The 17132-nt window shown below is 59.9% G+C and carries 10 protein-coding genes; 7 read left to right on the top strand and 3 right to left on the bottom strand.

Annotation, left to right across the window (positions count from 1 at the left end):
• Positions 1-1541 precede the first annotated feature (1541 nt).
• The 3 genes from ACCC96_RS26535 to ACCC96_RS26525 all read left to right on the top strand — a co-directional run bounded on the left by ACCC96_RS26535 (position 1542) and on the right by ACCC96_RS26525 (position 8356).
• Positions 1542-4994 (top strand): GMC family oxidoreductase N-terminal domain-containing protein, encoded by a 3453-nt coding sequence (locus ACCC96_RS26535; RefSeq protein WP_413697366.1) that lies wholly within the window; start codon positions 1542-1544, stop codon positions 4992-4994.
• Between the two features lie 216 nt (positions 4995-5210).
• Entirely contained in the window at positions 5211-7079 is a 1869-nt protein-coding gene (locus ACCC96_RS26530; RefSeq protein WP_413697365.1) for a hypothetical protein, read from the top strand.
• Positions 7080-7105: 26 nt separating this feature from the next.
• Entirely contained in the window at positions 7106-8356 is a 1251-nt protein-coding gene (locus ACCC96_RS26525) for a metallophosphoesterase family protein (RefSeq protein WP_413697364.1), read from the top strand.
• Between the two features lie 100 nt (positions 8357-8456).
• Here ACCC96_RS26525 and gbcA read toward each other — a convergent pair whose 3' ends face one another.
• Positions 8457-9752 (bottom strand): glycine-betaine demethylase subunit GbcA, encoded by a 1296-nt coding sequence (gene gbcA, locus ACCC96_RS26520; protein ID WP_019650289.1) that lies wholly within the window; start codon positions 9750-9752, stop codon positions 8457-8459.
• A 283-nt stretch (positions 9753-10035) separates the two neighbouring features.
• Between gbcA and gbcB the strand changes: the two genes are divergently transcribed.
• Positions 10036-11136, top strand: a complete 1101-nt coding sequence (gene gbcB, locus ACCC96_RS26515; RefSeq protein WP_019650290.1) for a glycine-betaine demethylase subunit GbcB — start codon at positions 10036-10038, stop codon at positions 11134-11136.
• 90 nt (positions 11137-11226) lie between these two features.
• On the opposite strand, the gene ACCC96_RS26510 is transcribed toward gbcB, so the two are convergent.
• Together ACCC96_RS26510 and ACCC96_RS26505 are read right to left on the bottom strand one after the other, a co-directional pair.
• Positions 11227-12051 (bottom strand): SDR family oxidoreductase, encoded by an 825-nt coding sequence (locus tag ACCC96_RS26510; RefSeq protein WP_413697363.1) that lies wholly within the window; start codon positions 12049-12051, stop codon positions 11227-11229.
• Positions 12052-12393: 342 nt separating this feature from the next.
• On the bottom strand, positions 12394-13434 hold the full coding sequence (locus ACCC96_RS26505) for a low specificity L-threonine aldolase (protein WP_258671384.1): 1041 nt from the start codon (positions 13432-13434) through the stop codon (positions 12394-12396).
• Positions 13435-13561: 127 nt separating this feature from the next.
• Between ACCC96_RS26505 and ACCC96_RS26500 the strand changes: the two genes are divergently transcribed.
• The 3 genes from ACCC96_RS26500 to ACCC96_RS26490 all read left to right on the top strand — a co-directional run bounded on the left by ACCC96_RS26500 (position 13562) and on the right by ACCC96_RS26490 (position 17123).
• Positions 13562-14278 carry a TraX family protein gene (locus ACCC96_RS26500; protein WP_413697362.1) on the top strand — a complete coding sequence of 239 codons (717 nt, stop codon included), beginning with the start codon at positions 13562-13564 and terminating at the stop codon, positions 14276-14278.
• A gap of 317 nt (positions 14279-14595) precedes the next feature.
• Entirely contained in the window at positions 14596-15849 is a 1254-nt protein-coding gene (gene glyA / locus ACCC96_RS26495; RefSeq protein ID WP_413697361.1) for a serine hydroxymethyltransferase, read from the top strand.
• 23 nt (positions 15850-15872) lie between these two features.
• The gene (locus ACCC96_RS26490; protein ID WP_007936415.1) at positions 15873-17123 is read left to right on the top strand and encodes a sarcosine oxidase subunit beta; all 1251 of its coding nucleotides are present in this window, start codon (positions 15873-15875) and stop codon (positions 17121-17123) included.
• Positions 17124-17132 lie beyond the last annotated feature (9 nt).

Below are 17132 nucleotides of genomic sequence, written 5' to 3'. Positions count from 1 at the left end.
GGCGCGGATCAACGCTGGTAGAGGCGTCGATGGAGGTAGTCACCGGTTGACGGACAGGCTCAGGGCGTGAGGGGGCGGTGCGTCAAAATCAAAAGCAAGGCGGCCTACCGGCCGGCCTGATCTCACGTGCACGCATTTCCCTGTAGGAGCTGTCGAGCGAAGCGAGGCTGCGATCTTTTGATCTTGCTTTTGCTTTTGCTTTTGCTTTTGCTTTTGCTTTGCTTTGCTTTGCTTTGCTTTGCTTTGCTTTGCTTTGGCTTTTGATCTTGATCTGTACGCCCCTTTCCCAGAGGCCGAACGCAGGCGTTGCGCAGGGGGCACCGCGGCAGGGATGCCGCGGTAGCCGCCCCCGGCCATGGATGGCCGATGGCGGCGGGCCCCCGGAGCAATGCCGGAGTGAGGGCATGCCGAGCCTAGGCGAGGCACCGAATGGCGGGGCAAAAGCGTTTTGGTTACTTTGGCGCTTTTCCAAAGTGACCCGCTGTAAGAGCGGAACCATAAGCCGCCGTTACCGCAGAAATGGATATGCACTCCCAACACCTGGCCCCAACATTACCCACAATCCCTGTTAGCGCTTCTGTGGATAACATGTTCGCCCCTCGCTACACCCCATGCCAATCAAGCCCTGCAGCCCTCCGTACAAAAAACAACCAGCCTAAGCCACGGTTTTTTCGGGCTTTTTCCACAGCATAACCTCGCTCACTGGCCGACACTTGCCCCCAATCTCTGTTGGCGCTTCTGTGGATAACATGTTCGCCCATCGCTACAGCCCATATAGATCGCGGCTTTCAGTAGGTTGATCAAATATTGTCCAATTCGACGTTTTCCCCCACTAATCCTCCCGCAAACCCCGAATTCTCGCGGGTTTCAGCGGTTTTCCACAGAACGAGCAAAGTTGCCCCCAAAGTCTGTTGGTGCTTCTGTGGATAAGGTGTTCGCCATCCCCTGCGCGCCATGTAAACCGTGCTCTGCAAGCTTCTGATTAAAAAATAACCAGTGTCTGGCTAAAACCCTGCTTCTGGATAAGTCACGGTTTTTCTTCGGTTTTTGTGAATAGATTTAGCCTGTCACCCACAGTTGTCCCCATTTGCTGTGGGTGGAGATGTGGATAACTTGTTCGCTGAACCCTGTAAGCCACGGCCCGTATAGGCCGGAACGCGATAGATCAGATTTCATACAGTTCTAAGGCACTTCCTTGACTTCGATCTGTCGCCTGTCTTCACTCTCATCGCATAAGGACAACTGTCACTTATCCACATCTGGTTCAGGGAGAACGCGTGATGGATAGCCAGCCACATCGCTCGCAGCCACATTCGCACCAAAGCCCCTGCACGACCTGTGTCCCGACATCCGCCACCTTGTTGCACAAGCGGATTCATCGTCGCGCCGCCAATCAGCGCGCTCGTCTATAGCACCTGGCCCCCTTATGCCATTACGCCGCTGCCATTGAGGCCCGACCGTGCCCGGTGACCAGGCGTTTGTTCGTCTATCGATTGCAGGCAACCGCAGAGTTGCTCCATCTGCCTGAGAGGAAATGACCCATGACACGGATCGCCACGCCCATCAGCGATATCAAGGAACATTACGACGTGATCGTCATTGGCTCCGGCTACGGCGGCGGGATCGCGGCGTCGCGCCTGTCCCGGGCCGGCAAGCGGGTATGCCTGCTGGAGCGAGGCCGGGAAATCCAGCCCGGCGAATACCCCAATACGATGCTGGCGGCCACTGAAGAGCTGCAAGTGCATGACCCGGACGGGCACATCGGTTCGCGCACCGGGCTGTTCGACCTGCACGTCAACGCCCAGCAGAACGTAGTGGTCGGTTGCGGCCTGGGTGGCACGTCGCTGATCAACGCCAACGTCGCGCTGGAACCGGAACCCGGTGTGTTCGACGATCCGCGTTGGCCGCTGGCGGTACGTGAACATCGCGACACGCTGCTCAAGGACGGATACGCCCGGGCTCGGGAGATGCTCAAGCCCAATCCCTATCCGAAAACCGCTCCGACCTTGCCCAAACTCGAGGCTAACCAGAAGTCCGCCGATTACCTCAAGCAAGGCGCGCACTTCTACAAGCCGCCGATCAACGTGACCTTCGACAAACTGCCGAACAACCTCAACCACGTCGGCGTCGAGCAATTGCCGTGCAACCACTGCGGCGACTGCGTTTCGGGCTGTAACAACAAGGCCAAGAACACCACGTTGATGAATTACCTGCCGGATGCCTGCAACCACGGCGCAGAGATTTTCTGCCAGGCCGAGGTGCGGCATCTGGAGCGCGACGGCGATGGCTGGATCGTGCACTTCCAATACCTGGACAGCGGCCGCGAGAAATTCTCCGCGCCGACGCTGTTCGTCAAGGCGGACATCGTCGTGGTGTCGGCCGGCACCCTGGGTTCCACCGAAATCCTCCTGCGCTCTCGGGACAAAGGCCTGTCGACGTCCAATCAGCTTGGCGAAAACATGAGCGGCAACGGCGACATCCTCGGTTTCGGCCACAATTGCGATGAAACGATCAACGGCATCGGTTTCGGTGCCCATCCGGCCTCGGAAATGAAACCGGTCGGCCCGTGCATCACCTCGATCATCGACATGCGCACCGAAGGCGACTGGCGCAGCCGTATGGTCATCGAAGAAGGCTCGATCCCCGGCGCACTCGGCCGGCCCATGGTGCCGAGCATGGCCACATTCGCCGGGTTGATCGGTAAACCCACCGATGACAGCTTCACCGGCAAGCTCAAATATGCCGAGCGCGAAGCCGAAAGCTTCCTGCGCGGCCCGTATCACGGCGCCCTGCACAACATGCAGACCTACCTGATCATGAGCCACGACGACGGCAAGGGCCGCATGGTGCTCGACAGCAAGGATCAGTTGCGCATCGACTGGCCGGGCGTTGGCGAGCAGGAAAACGTCAAGATCGGCAACGAGCGTTTGCACCAGAGCACCAAGGCCTTGGGCGGGATCTGGGTCGAGAACCCGATCTGGACCGAGCTGCTCAAACACAGCATCGTTTCCGTGCACCCATTGGGCGGTTGTGTGATGGGCGAGGATGCAACGCAAGGCGTGGTCAACCACAAGGGCCAGGTGTTCAGCGGCGTCAGCGGCACCGATGTCTATGCCGGGCTGTACGTGGCCGACGGTGCGGTGATCCCGACCTCACTGGCGGTCAATCCGTTGCTGACCATCTCTGCCGTGAGCGAGCGCAACATGGGGCTGCTGGCGGCCGATCGTGGTTGGCACATCGACTACACGTTACCCTCGGCACCGCGCAAACCGGTGGCGGCACCGACCCTCGGCGTGCAGTTCACCGAAACCATGAAGGGCTATTTCTCCAAAGATTTCACCCAGCCCCAGGGCACCGATCTAAAACTCTACGAAGCGGCGGCCAAACGCGGCAAGTCGGATAACTCACCGATCGAATTCACCTTGACCATCACCGCCAACGACCTCAATCGCATGATCAAGGAGCCGGAACACGCCGCGACACTGGTCGGCACCCTGGATGCGCCGGGCTTGTCGCCGGAACCGCTGACTGCCAGCAACGGCGTGTTCAATCTGTTCGAGGAGTATCAGGAACAGGTCGGCGTGCGGCACATGAATTACGACATGAAGCTGACCGCTGAGGACGGCAGCGATTATTACTTCAGCGCATTCAAGACCGTGCCCGAAGACAACGGCGTGCTTAACGTCTGGCACGACACCAGTACGCTCTACGTGACGCTGTATCGCGGGCCGGACAAGACGGGCGAGGTCATCGGTTCGGGGGTGATGCACATCGAGCCGGCCGATTTCGCCAAGCAGATGACCACCATGAAGGTGCTCAACGCGCGCAACGAACGCGAGCGCATTGAGGGGCTGGCGCGGTTCGGCAAGTTCTTCGCCGGCATCTTGTGGGAGAGCTATGGCGGGGTGTTCGCGGGCGACATCTACTTCAACCCCGATGCGCCGCCCCGGCAGAAACGGCCGCTGGATGCGCCGACGCCAAGCGTGCAGTTCTTCCAGACCGAAGACAGCGTCCAGCTCCGCCTGACCCGTTATCAGGGCGGCAGCAAGGGGCCGGTGATGCTGGTGCATGGTTTGGGGGTGGGCTCGAATATTTTCTCTACCGACACCATCCAGACCAACCTGCTGGAGTACCTGTGCAAGCACGAGTATGACGTCTGGCTCCTGGATTTCCGGGTCAGCATCCTGCTGCCGGCCAGCAAACATGAATGGAACGGCGACCAGATTGCCCAGTACGACTTCAAGGCCGCCATCGAGCATATCCAGCAGGCAACCCTCGCCGCTGACGTGCAGTGCGTGGTGCATTGCTACGGCGCGACGACCTTCTTCATGTCGCTGCTGGCCGGTTTGCAGGGCGTGCGCTCGGTGGTCTGTTCGCAGATCGCTGCGGACACGGTGGTCGCCACGGCAACAGGGCTCAAGGCCGGTCTGCATTTGCCGGGGATGCTCGACGCCATCGGCATCAAATCCCTCACCGCGTATGCCGACAACAAGGAGAGCTGGTTCAACAAACTCTATGACAAGGCCCTCAACATCTACGCCCGCATCGAGGCTCAAGGTTACTGCACCAACCCGGTGTGCCACCGCATCACCTTCATGTACGCGTCGTTGTATCGCCATGACACGCTCAACGAAACCCTGCACGACAACCTGCACGAGTTGTTCGGCGAGTCGAACATACAGACCTTCGAGCACCTGGCGCTGATCCTGCGCAAAGGCCATCTGGTGGACTTCAAGGGCCATGACGTCTACATGCCGCACTTCGACCGGCTGACCATGCCGATCTGCTTCATCAGCGGCGAAGACAATCAGTGCTACTTGCCCGAAAGCACGCTCAGGACCTATGAGCGCGTGTGCAAAATCCATGGACCGGAACGCTACAGCCGGCATGTGGTGCCGGGTTACGGGCATATTGACTGCATGTTCGGCAAGAACGCGGTGGTCGATGTGTACCCGATCATCCTGCAACACCTGGAGAAAACCGCCCTCGGCTAGCACTGCTCACCTGTGGCTTGGGGCTTGTTGTGGCGAGGGGGCTTGCCCCCGTTGGGCTGCGAAGCGGCCCCAAATCGGCAAATGCGGTCATTCAGGAACATTGCGATTGCATGTTTCACGACTGCTTCGCAGCCGAGCGGGGGCAAGCCCCCTCGCCACGGGTATGTGCCCACTCAAGATTCGTTGGTGGCTAGGGACAAAAAGGAAATGGATGCCATGGACAGTTACATCCGCTGGTTTCAACGCTTCATCTGGATAGGCATCGCAATGAACATGGTCTTCGCGATTCCGGCGCTGTTTGCACCGGCGTTGCTGACCTCGATGCTCGGGATGCCTCCACAACTCTCCGATCCTTGGCTGGAGAACGCCGGCATGTTGCTGGTGGGGATCAGCCTTTTTTACATGCCGTCAGGCTTCAATGCCCCCAAATACGTGGTGCATTCGTGGCTGTGCGTATTGTCGCGGTTGGTCGCCGTGGCGTTCTGGATTTACCTGATCAACACCAGCAACCAGGCCCAGGTGTTCGTGCCGATGCTGCTGGGCGATCTGGGCATGTTCCTGATCCTCGGGATTCTGCTGTACCTGGGCAGCGCGCCGGCCAATCGGCCGTTCGCCCTGCTTCGCGATGGCTGGCGTGAGTGGTGCGCAGCGTGGGCGCGACGCTGGCGGCGGCACAGCTTCAAGGTCGCCACGCTGGTCGTGGTGCTGGCGCTGGGGTTTATCGGCTACGAAACCTGGTACCAGATGCTGCGGGTGGTGCCGGCCGAGCAATACGCTTCTGACGAAGACCACTACAAATACGCTGCCATCGGCCTGGGCATCGAAGCACGGATTCCCTATTACCTGTTCGCCGTGTTGCCGCAGATGTGCCCGGAGAAACTGCCGAAGCCCGGCGGTTACGAAGTGTTCGGTTTCCTCTACGAGAACGGCAAGGACCTGCCGATCGGCATGGCCAAGCGGCAGATCGGCTACCCGACCGTGGAGCCCAACTGCGCCTTGTGCCACACCGGCTCCTACCGCGCCAATGCCAGCGACGTTGCGACCCCGGTGGCCTCCGCGCCGGCCAATACCCTGCAGCTGCAGGCCTTCCAGTGGTTCGCCTACGATTGCGCGAGTGACCCCAAATTCACGCCTGACGCGGTGATGACGGCGATCAACAGCAAGTTTCAGCTTGGGTTCTTCGAGCGCCTGTACAACCGTTATCTGATCATCCCGATGGCCACCAGCGCGCTGATCAAACAAAAGCAGGCCTATGCCTGGCAGAAGCTGCGCGCACCGCAAGGGCCGGGGCGTACCGACACCTTCAACCCGACGAAAATGGTGGTGTTCGGCTTCCCGGATGACTCGACCATCGGCACCGTCGACTTGCCGCAAGTCTGGAACCAGAAACCCCGGGAGTCGCTGTACCTGCACTGGGACGGCAACAACAACGATATCCATGAGCGCAACTACGCGGCGGCCATGGCCGTGGGCGCGACGCCGGAGTCGGTGCTGCCGGACAGTTTCAACCGGGTGACCAATTGGCTGCTGGGCCACAAGGCACCGGCCTGGCCGTTCGCGCTGGATCAGGCCAAAATCGCCCGGGGCAAGCCGGTCTGGGAAAAAAATTGCGCCGGTTGCCATGACTTCGGCCGCACCGACACCGGTCAGGTCACCACCACTATTGATGAACTGGGCACCGATCCCCATCGGCTGAACTCGTTCACCACCGGTTTAGTGACAGCCTTCCACGGCTTCAAGAAACCGCCGTTCGACTTTGGCGCTTACCGCAAGACCCAGAGCTACAGCAACACGCCCACCGACGGCATCTGGTTGCGCGCGCCGTACTTGCACAACGGTTCGGTGCCGACCCTGTGGGATTTGCTGCAACCACCGGAACTGCGGCCGCAGGTGTTCTTCACCGGCTCCGACATTTACGACAAGGACAAGGTCGGCTTCGTCACCGGTGGCGAGCAGGTGAAAGCCTCGGCGGACTTCAAATACGACACGCGCCTGGAGGGCAACCACAACGGTGGCCACCTGTACGGCACGCAATTGTCGGAACTCGATAAGCGGGCGCTCATCGAGTTCATGAAAACCCTGTGATTCCACTACGGATGGAGGAAGTCGACATGTCATTGGTCAGTCATTGGGAACATGAGTACGTCAAGGTCAAGCTACGTTTGCATGGTTTGGTCACCCGCCTGGAAATGGCCTGGAAGAAGCTCGTCAGCGAGCTTGAGCCGGAGGAGTACCAGGCCATCGTCGCGCTGCTGCAGCGGGGGCACGATCAGGCGCAATACGTGCTCAAGCACGGCGACATGCCGGACGATCAACCGAGTGTGCCGTGGGAGTTGTCCCACGGTTTGTCGATCCTGCACATCGGCAACGCCAGCCCCTTGCCGCAATCGGTAGATGAGCTGCAGACCCAAGTGCTCAAGGATGGCAGCCTGCTCGGTTGTCGCAAATGGGAGCTGCTGGATCTGTTGTGGAGCGAAGCGCTGCTCAAGTGGATCGAGAACCTGCGGCATCACGCACCGTTCGCCACCAATCCGGCGTTGATGCGCATGGACAGTGACGTGACCCTGGCCATCGCCGGCGACTGGGGCACCGGGCCGTTCGACAGTCATGCCCCGGCGGTAGCGGTGGCCAATCAGATGCAACTGGCCCAGGCCGACTTCACCATCCATTTGGGGGATGTGTATTACGCCGGCACCCGCTCCCAGGAAGACGTCGACATGGTCGGCTGGCCGATGGGCAAGCACGGCTCGTTCACCCTCAACTCCAACCACGAGATGTACAGCGGCGCCCATGGCTACTTCAAGGAACTGGCCAAGCGTTTTCCAGCACAGCAGGGCACCAGTTATTTTGCGTTGTACAACGATGACTGGCTGGTGGTCGGGATCGACTCGGCTTATGCCTCCAGTCCAATCAACCTGTATATGGACGGCGCGCTGAACAAGCAGCAGATCGACTGGATGAAAGACTTGCCCAAACGCAAGAAGATCATGGTGCTCAGTCATCACCAGGGCTTTGACATTACCGGGCGTGACAAGACCGCGTTGTACAAGCCGGTCTGCGATGCCTTGGGACGCGAGCCGGATTACTGGTATTGGGGGCATTTGCATAACGGCATCTGCTATGCCACTCAAGGTGGCTTGCATGCACGTTGCGCAGGGCATGGGGCGATTCCCTATGGCAATGCCAGCGAGCTGAACGGGCATCCGGGGGTGCTGTGGTCGGAAACGCAGAATGCGCGGGATGAGGCGTACCCGGATCGGGTGTTGAACGGTTATGTGAAGGTGCGGCTGGTGGGGGAGAACATCGAAGAGACGTTTATTGGCGAGGATGGTTCGGTGCGATGGTCTTCGGTATTACAGTAATTGTGCGTTGCCGTTGAAAAGATCGCAGCCTGCGGCAGCTCCTACAGGTGTACACAAAACCCTGTAGGAGCTGCCGCAGGCTGCGATCTTTTGATCTTGATTAACCCTGAACCGGCACGCCTTTGAGGTAAGGCGCAGGCTCGGCCCCGAGGTTGTTCAGCAGGCGCTCGCTGTACCAGTCCACGAAGTTCACCACACCAAACTCATAGGTCTTGGAGTAAGGCCCTGGCTGGTACGCGGTGGAGTTGATCCCGCGCTGGTTCTCTTCGGCCAGGCGACGGTCCTGGTCGTTGGTGGCATCCCAGACCTGGCGCATGCGCTCCACGTCATAGTCCACGCCTTCGACCGCGTCCTTGTGGACGATCCACTTGGTGGTGACCATGGTTTCCTGGGCGCTGATCGGCCACACGGTGAACACGATGATGTGGTCGCCCATGCAGTGGTTCCACGAGTGCGGCAGGTGCAGGATGCGCATCGAGCCCAGGTCCGGGTTCTTGATGCGGCCCATCAGTTTGGCGCAGCCCTGTTTGCCGTCCATGGTCATCGATACGGTGCCCTTGAGCAGCGGCATGCGCACGATACGGTTACGCAGGCCGAAACTGGCGTGGGCGTAAGGGATCTTCTCGGCTTCCCAGGCAGCGGCGGAAGCGGCTACGTGGTCCTTGAAGGCCTGGTCGGCACGCGGGTCGGTGACGTCGTCCCATTCCAGCAGGGTTTTCAGCAATTCGGGGTGTGAACCGCCGCAGTGGTAGCACTCGCGGTTGTTTTCCAGCACCAGTTTCCAGTTGGCTTTTTCCATCAAGGTGGTTTGTACCGCCACCTTGGTGTTCTCCATGTCGTACGGTTCCATGTAATGGCTGAGCGTCGACAGGAAGTCATCGATGGCTGGCGGGTTTTCCGCCAGGCTGATGAAGATGTAACCGCCAGCAGTTTTCACGTTTACCGGCTTGAGGCCGTACTGCTTCATGTCGAAGTCGGCGCCCATTTCGGTCCCGGCGAACAGCAGGCGACCGTCCAGCTCATACGTCCACTGGTGGTAGTGGCAGACCAGTTTGGCGACTTTGCCTTTTTCACTGGTGCACAGGCGTGAACCACGATGGCGGCAGACGTTGTGGAACGCATGCACCACGCCATCGGCGCCGCGAATCACGATGATCGGGTTCTTGCCGACCTGCAGGGTCAGGTAGTTGCCCTTGGTCGGGATCTCGCAGGTCATGCCGGCGATCAACCACTCTTTCTGGAAGATTTCCTGCATGTCGATATCAAACAGCCGCTCGTCAGAGTAAAACGGCTGCGGCAGCGAGAAAGTGCGCTCGCGCTCTTGCAGCATCTGCGCAGTGGCCTTGCGTGCGGGTTCCAGTGGATCGCCCAGGCTCAGGGTAGTGGTGACGTCCATCGTTTAATCCTCAAGGCCATTCTGTGTGGCCGGCGAAAGTGGCTAATCAGGTTTGCTACGCAAGGTGTAAAGGTTGTGTCTTGGTATGGGGCGAGTGTGGGGCCGGCGCGCACCACAACCTTATCCATGGGCGACATGGCCCAATCTGTTCCCGACGCGCAACCCCCGGTAATTGGGGGCTGGTCGCGATAAGTATGTCAATGTCGCAGATAGGTAAATGGCGGGGCTGCTCTATACGCAGAATCGCCAACATAAAGGCCGGTAGTCGGCCGTGGAGATCAGCATGTCCAACAACTTCCTGAACCCGGTAACCACCCAGACCTGGGCCAATGGTCGACACATTGTCCGTTGCGTCAAAGTCATCCAGGAAACCTGGGATGTGCGCACCTTCTGCTTTATGGCCGACCAGCCGATCATGTTCTTCTTCAAACCGGGGCAATTCGTCACCCTGGAGCTGGAAATCGAAGGCCAGCAGATCATGCGTTCGTACACCATTTCCAGCTCGCCGTCGGTGCCATACAGCTTCTCGGTGACGATCAAGCGCGTACCGGGCGGCAAGGTCTCGAACTGGTTGCATGACACCCTGCATGAAGGCTACGAACTGGCGGTGCACGGCCCGGTCGGGCTGTTCAACGCCATCGACTTTCCGAACCCGAAAGTGCTGTACCTCAGCGGAGGTGTGGGCATCACCCCGGTGATGTCCATGGCGCGCTGGTTCTTCGATACCAACGGCAATGTCGATATGGCCTTCATCCACAGCGCCCGCTCGCCGAAAGACATCATTTATCACCGCGAGCTGGAACACATGGCGGCGCGGATCGAAAACTTTAGCCTGCATCTGATCTGCGAGAAACACGGTTTCGGTGAGCCGTGGGCCGGATACCGCGGTTATCTCAACCACAAGATGCTCGAACTGATGGTCCCGGATTTCCTTGAGCGGGAAGTGTTCTGCTGCGGCCCGACGCCTTACATGAACGCGGTCAAGCGTTTGCTGGAAAACGCCGGCTTCAATATGAAGCGCTACCACGAAGAGTCCTTCGGCGCCACGCCGCCTGAGGCAATCGCCGATGCAGAGGAACACGCTGAACAAGCGGCCGACGCCCCCGCAATCGACGCCGCCGACCTGAACCAGGTGGAATTCACCGCCTCCGGCAAGAGCATCCGCGTGGCCCCGGGCGAAACCGTTCACGCCGCTGCCGCCAAACTTGGCCTGATGATCCCCAAGGCTTGCGGCATGGGCATCTGCGGCACCTGCAAGGTAATGAAGCTTGCCGGCGAAGTGGAAATGGAACACAACGGCGGGATTACCGAGGAAGACGAAGCTGAAGGGTTCATCCTGTCTTGCTGCAGCGTGCCGAAGGGTGACGTGCGGATCGAGTATTGATCGGTCTAGATGGCCACTGAATAACTCCCGTAGGAGCTGCCGAAGGCTCGGGCCGCGTTCGGCAGCTCCTACAGGGTGTGTGTAGATCCATCAATCAACGAACAGATCCGGCATCAGCAGCGCGTCGCTGTCCGGTGCATACCGATACCCTTCAAAATCCGTCACCCCATGCTCACCCAAAATCTCCTCATCGATCAGCAACCGACCGGTAATGCTGCAACCGCTGCTGTCGAGAATGATGTGGGCGGCATCCGCCATGATCGCGGGTGTGCGGGCATGTTTGAAAGATTCGCGCGATCCGAGCTGAAACTCGATGGCGGCCGTGGCGATCATGGTCTGCGGCCATAGAGAGTTGACGCTGATGCCGTAGGCGGCGAATTCCTCGCTCATACCCAGGGTCAACATACTCATGCCGTACTTGGTCACCGTGTAGGGGCTGTACTGGGCGAACCATTTGGTGGCCAGGTTCAGCGGCGGTGACAGGTTGAGGATGTGGCCGCTGGATTTTTTCAGATAGGGCAGGGCGGCCTGGCTGCACAGCAACACGGCGCGGGTGTTGATCTGGTGCATCAGGTCGAAGCGCTTGAGTTCGATGTGCTGCACGCCGGTCAGCTTGATCGCTCCTGCATTGTTGATCAGTGCGTCGATGCCACCAAAATGCTCGCTGGCGTCAGCCATCGCGTGGCGCACAATGGCTTCATCGCGCACATCAACCTCCAATGCCAGCGCCTTGCCGCCCGCAGCTTCGACTTCCGCCGCAACGCTGAAGATGGTGCCGGGCAGTTTGGGGTGAGGGGCGGCGCTTTTCGCGGCAATCACGATGTTGGCCCCGTCGCGCGCGGCCCGCAGCGCAATCTCACGACCAATCCCGCGACTGGCGCCGGTGATGAACAGGGTTTTGCCTTGTAGTGACATGCGGACGCTCCCGATTGGCGTGATCCGAGTGGATCGAAACGGCTCGCAGTCAATGTAGACCAACTCGTGCGGGACTGTGGCAAGGGGGGAAGCCCCCTCGCCATAAGATCTCTTGCCAATCAAATAGCTGAGGTCGAGCGCAGAACCTGTGGCGAGGGAGCTTGCTCCCGTTGGGTTGCGAAGCAGCCCCAAAGCCTGAGCATGCGGTCTGTCAGGTGGACCGCGTTGGCTGGTTTTACGACTGCTGCGCAGCCGAGCGGGAGCAAGCTCCCTCGCCACAAAGTCGCATTTCAACCAAATAGCTGAGGTGGAACACAGAGTCTGTGGCTGGGAGGGAGGGAGTCAGGCCGCCATCACGTGCCGAATATCCGCTGCCAGTTCCCGCACGCGTTCTTCTTCGGTGTCCCACGAGCACATGAACCGTGCGCCACCGTTGCCGATGAAGGTGTAGAAGCGCCAGCCCTTGGCGGTCAGTGCGGCGATGGCCGGCTCCGAGAGTTGCAGGAACACACCGTTGGCCTGCACCGGGAACATCAGCTCGACGCCAGGAATGTCGCTCACCAGTTCGGCCAGCAACTGCGCGCAGTGGTTGGCGTGGCGGGCGTATTTGAGCCAAGCGTCGTTTTCAAGAATCCCGACCCAGGGGGCCGAGAGGAAGCGCATCTTCGACGCCAGTTGCCCAGCCTGCTTGCAGCGGTAGTCGAAATCTTCGGCCAGTTTGTGGTTGAAGAACAGAATCGCTTCGCCCACCGCCATGCCGTTTTTCGTACCGCCAAAGCACAGCACGTCGACGCCGGCCTTCCAGGTCAGGTCGGCTGGCGAGCAACCCAGATAAGCGCAGGCGTTGGAGAAACGAGCACCGTCCATGTGCAGGTTCAAGCCCAGTTCTTTACAGGTGACGCTGATGGCGCGGATTTCTTCCGGGGTGTACACGCTGCCGACTTCAGTGGCCTGGGTCAGGGTCACGACGCGTGGTTTCGGGTAGTGGATGTCCTGGCGCTTGAGAGCAATTTCGCGAATCGATTCCGGCGTCAGCTTGCCGTTTTCGGTGCGGGCGATGAGCAGCTTGGAACCGTTGGAGAAAAACTCCGGTGCGCCGCATTCGTCGGTTTCGACGTGGGCGGTTTCCGAGCAGATCACGCTGTGGTAACTCTGGCACAGCGACGACAGGGCCAACGAGTTGGCCGCGGTGCCGTTGAAAGCGAAGAACACTTCGCAGTCGGTTTCGAACAGCTTACGGAATTGATCGGACGCGCGTGCGGTCCACTCATCGTCGCCGTAAGCGCGTTGGTGGCCGTGGTTGGCCTGTTCCATGGCAGCCCAGGCTTCAGGGCAAATACCGGAATAGTTGTCGCTGGCGAATTGTTGGCTCTTGTCGGTCATGGCCGGCTTCCGTGATCGAGGCGCTTGTGGCGCTTCGTTGGTCAATGATGATGTGCACTTTACCGAAGATCGTCCGGGGAGCACACGGGATGAGTCTGTCAGAAAAATACAAACACCTTGGGCAATTATGCACATGACGCAGAGGGACGGTGCACTGGATCTGCTCAAGTGGCTGGCGCTGTTGAGCATGGTGCTCGATCACCTGCGATATGTCGGTTATTCCCTCGATCTGCTGTATGTGCCGGGCAGACTGGCGTTCCCGTGGTTCTGTCTGGCGATGGCGGCGAACCTGGCGCGTGTCCGTACAGTGACGACCGACGGCCAGTGGCGCTACCTCGGTTGGTTGTTGCTGTTCAGTGCCCTGAGCGAAATTCCGTATCGGATGTACATTCCTGATCACGACACCTTGAATGTATTGCCTACGCTGGTCTTGGGGTTGTTGGTGGCGCGTGGCTGGCGGCACGGGATGCTGCAATCGCGACTGTTGGCGGCGCTTGCCTTGTTGCTGGCTGCACTGTTCCCGCAGCGACTGATGTTCGGTTTCTTCGGTGTGCTGTTGCCGCTGGCGATGTTGCTGGTAATCCAGCGGCCCTGGTATTTCAGCCTGCTGCCGGGGTTGGTGTGCCTGGCGGCCAATCAATGGCAAGTACTGTATTCCGCTGCCTGGTTCGGCAGCGGTGCGGCGATTTTGGGTATTGTCGTTTGTCTGATTGCGCCATTGTTGGGCTTGCTGCTATTGCGACATGCCCAAGGCATCCAGACACCGCCGATGCGCCGCTGGGCCTACGCGCTCTATCCCGGGCATTTCCTCGCGCTTCTGGCCTTGCGCCAACTCGTCGCCTGACACCCGTCCCCTGTGGCGAGGGAGCTTGCTCCCGCTGGGCTGCGCAGCAGACCCAAACCCGGCGCATGTGGTTCGTCAGTTAGATCGAATTTGTCGGTTTCACGACTGCTTCGCAGTCGAGCGGGAGCAAGCTCCCTCGCCACAGGGGTGTTCGCCCGTTCACCCATTTCGGCCCATGTCGTAAACGCACCTTTGCGTGGCGTCCATAGGCATTTGACCTGTCTGCGCCGGTCATACCATCGCTATCAAAGGGCACTGCCGAAATGCCAGTGCCTCACCGAGACGAAAGGCGCACCGCCGCCGCTGGGAGAGACGCGATGTTCAGCAAGCAAGACCAGATTCAGGGTTACGACGATGCACTGCTGGCGGCGATGAATGCCGAGGAGCAACGCCAGGAAGATCACATCGAGCTGATCGCGTCAGAGAACTACACCAGCAAGCGCGTGATGGAAGCGCAAGGCAGTGGCCTGACCAACAAATACGCCGAAGGCTATCCGGGCAAGCGCTACTACGGTGGCTGCGAGCACGTCGACAAGGTTGAAGCCCTGGCCATCGAACGCGCCAAGCAATTGTTCGGTGCCGATTACGCCAACGTGCAGCCGCACTCCGGCTCCTCGGCCAACAGCGCCGTTTACCTGGCCCTGCTGCAAGCCGGCGACACCATTCTGGGCATGAGCCTGGCCCACGGCGGTCACTTGACCCACGGCGCCAAAGTGTCGTCCTCGGGCAAGCTGTACAACGCTGTGCAGTACGGCATCGACACCAAAACCGGCTTGATTGACTACGATGAAGTCGAACGCCTGGCTGTTGAATGCAAGCCGAAGATGATCGTCGCCGGTTTCTCGGCTTACTCCAAGACCCTCGACTTCCCACGTTTCCGCCAGATCGCTGACAAGGTCGGTGCCCTGCTGTTCGTCGACATGGCTCACGTCGCCGGTCTGGTCGCTGCTGGCCTGTACCCGAACCCGCTGCCTTACGCCGACGTAGTGACCACCACCACCCACAAGACCCTGCGCGGTCCACGTGGTGGCCTGATCCTGGCCAAGGCCAACGAAGAAATCGAGAAGAAGCTCAACGCCGCGGTATTCCCTGGTGCCCAGGGCGGCCCGTTGATGCACGTCATCGCCGGTAAAGCAGTGTGCTTCAAGGAAGCACTGGAGCCTGGCTTCAAGGCCTACCAGCAACAAGTGATCGACAACGCCAAGGCAATGGCCGGCGTATTTATCAAACGCGGCTACGATGTAGTGTCCGGCGGTACCGATAACCACCTGTTCCTGGTCAGCCTGATCCGTCAGGGCCTCACCGGTAAAGAGGCGGACGCAGCACTCGGTCGCGCCCACATCACCGTGAACAAGAACGCTGTCCCGAACGATCCACAGTCGCCGTTCGTGACCTCCGGCCTGCGTATCGGCACCCCGGCGGTGACCACTCGCGGCTTCAAGGTCGCACAGTGCGTTGAGTTGTCCGGCTGGATCTGCGACATCCTCGACAACTTAGGCGACGCCGATGTAGAGGCCAATGTCGCCAAGCATGTGGCAGCCCTGTGCGCGGACTTCCCGGTTTATCGCTGAGCGCGGTTTTGGAGTAAATGACTATGCAACGCTATTCGGGCTTCGGCCTCTTCAAACACTCCCTCAGCCACCATGAAAACTGGCAGCGCATGTGGCGTACACCGACCCCGAAAAAGGTCTACGACGTAGTCATCGTCGGCGGTGGCGGGCATGGTCTGGCGACCGCCTACTACCTGGCCAAGGAGCACGGCATCACCAACGTGGCCGTGGTCGAGAAAGGCTGGCTGGGCGGCGGTAACACCGCGCGCAACACCACCATCGTGCGTTCCAACTACCTGTGGGACGAGTCGGCGCACCTGTACGAACACGCGATGAAATTGTGGGAAGGCCTGTCCCAGGACCTGAACTACAACGTGATGTTCTCCCAGCGTGGCGTCTACAACCTGTGCCACACCCTGCAGGACATTCGTGATTCCGAGCGTCGGGTCAGCGCCAACCGCCTCAACGGCGTGGACGGCGAACTGCTCGATGCCAAGCAAGTGGCAGACGAGATCCCGTACCTCGACTGCTCCAAGAACACCCGCTACCCGGTGATGGGCGCTACCGTCCAGCGTCGCGGCGGCGTGGCCCGTCACGATGCCGTGGCGTGGGGCTTTGCCCGTGCCGCCGACGCCTTGGGCGTGGACCTGATCCAGCAGACCGAAGTGATCGGTTTCCGTAAGGAAAACGGTGTGTGCATCGGTGTTGAAACCAACAAGGGCTTCATCGGCGCCAAGCGCGTCGGCGTGGTGACTGCCGGTAACTCCGGGCACATGGCCAAACTCGCCGGTTTCCGCCTGCCGATCGAATCGCACCCGCTGCAAGCGCTGGTGTCCGAGCCGATCAAGCCGATTATCGACAGCGTGATCATGTCCAACGCCGTACACGGTTACATCAGCCAGTCCGACAAGGGCGACCTGGTGATCGGCGCCGGTATCGACGGCTACAACGGCTATGGCCAGCGTGGTTCGTACCCGGTGATCGAGCACACCATCCAGGCCATCGTCGAGATGTTCCCGGTGCTGTCGCGCGTACGCATGAACCGTCAGTGGGGCGGCATCGTCGACACCACGCCGGATGCGTGCCCGATCATCTCGAAGACTCCGGTACCGAACATGTTCTTCAACTGCGGTTGGGGTACCGGTGGCTTCAAGGCTACACCTGGCTCGGGCAACGTGTTTGCCGCAAGCCTGGCCAAGGGTGAAATGCACCCATTGGCTGCACCTTTCTCCATCGACCGCTTCCACAGCGGTGCGTTGATCGACGAACACGGCGCTGCAGCAGTCGCCCACTAACAGGAGAAA

This window comes from Pseudomonas sp. Pseusp11 (assembly GCF_047304405.1).
Taxonomy (GTDB): domain Bacteria; phylum Pseudomonadota; class Gammaproteobacteria; order Pseudomonadales; family Pseudomonadaceae; genus Aquipseudomonas.
Note: the sequence above shows the minus strand (reverse complement) of the source record. Positions and strands in the feature narration are given on the sequence as shown.

What these genes read in the sequence shown, in the direction of transcription:
- ACCC96_RS26530 (WP_413697365.1), top strand. Translation starts at nt 5,211, where the DNA reads ATGGACAGTTACATCCGCTGGTTTCAACGCTTCATCTGGATAGGCATC.
- ACCC96_RS26510 (WP_413697363.1), bottom strand. Translation starts at nt 12,051, where the DNA reads ATGTCACTACAAGGCAAAACCCTGTTCATCACCGGCGCCAGTCGCGGG.
- ACCC96_RS26535 (WP_413697366.1), top strand. Translation starts at nt 1,542, where the DNA reads ATGACACGGATCGCCACGCCCATCAGCGATATCAAGGAACATTACGAC.
- ACCC96_RS26490 (WP_007936415.1), top strand. Translation starts at nt 15,873, where the DNA reads ATGCAACGCTATTCGGGCTTCGGCCTCTTCAAACACTCCCTCAGCCAC.
- ACCC96_RS26525 (WP_413697364.1), top strand. Translation starts at nt 7,106, where the DNA reads ATGTCATTGGTCAGTCATTGGGAACATGAGTACGTCAAGGTCAAGCTA.
- glyA (WP_413697361.1), top strand. Translation starts at nt 14,596, where the DNA reads ATGTTCAGCAAGCAAGACCAGATTCAGGGTTACGACGATGCACTGCTG.
- ACCC96_RS26500 (WP_413697362.1), top strand. Translation starts at nt 13,562, where the DNA reads ATGCACATGACGCAGAGGGACGGTGCACTGGATCTGCTCAAGTGGCTG.
- gbcA (WP_019650289.1), bottom strand. Translation starts at nt 9,752, where the DNA reads ATGGACGTCACCACTACCCTGAGCCTGGGCGATCCACTGGAACCCGCA.
- gbcB (WP_019650290.1), top strand. Translation starts at nt 10,036, where the DNA reads ATGTCCAACAACTTCCTGAACCCGGTAACCACCCAGACCTGGGCCAAT.
- ACCC96_RS26505 (WP_258671384.1), bottom strand. Translation starts at nt 13,434, where the DNA reads ATGACCGACAAGAGCCAACAATTCGCCAGCGACAACTATTCCGGTATT.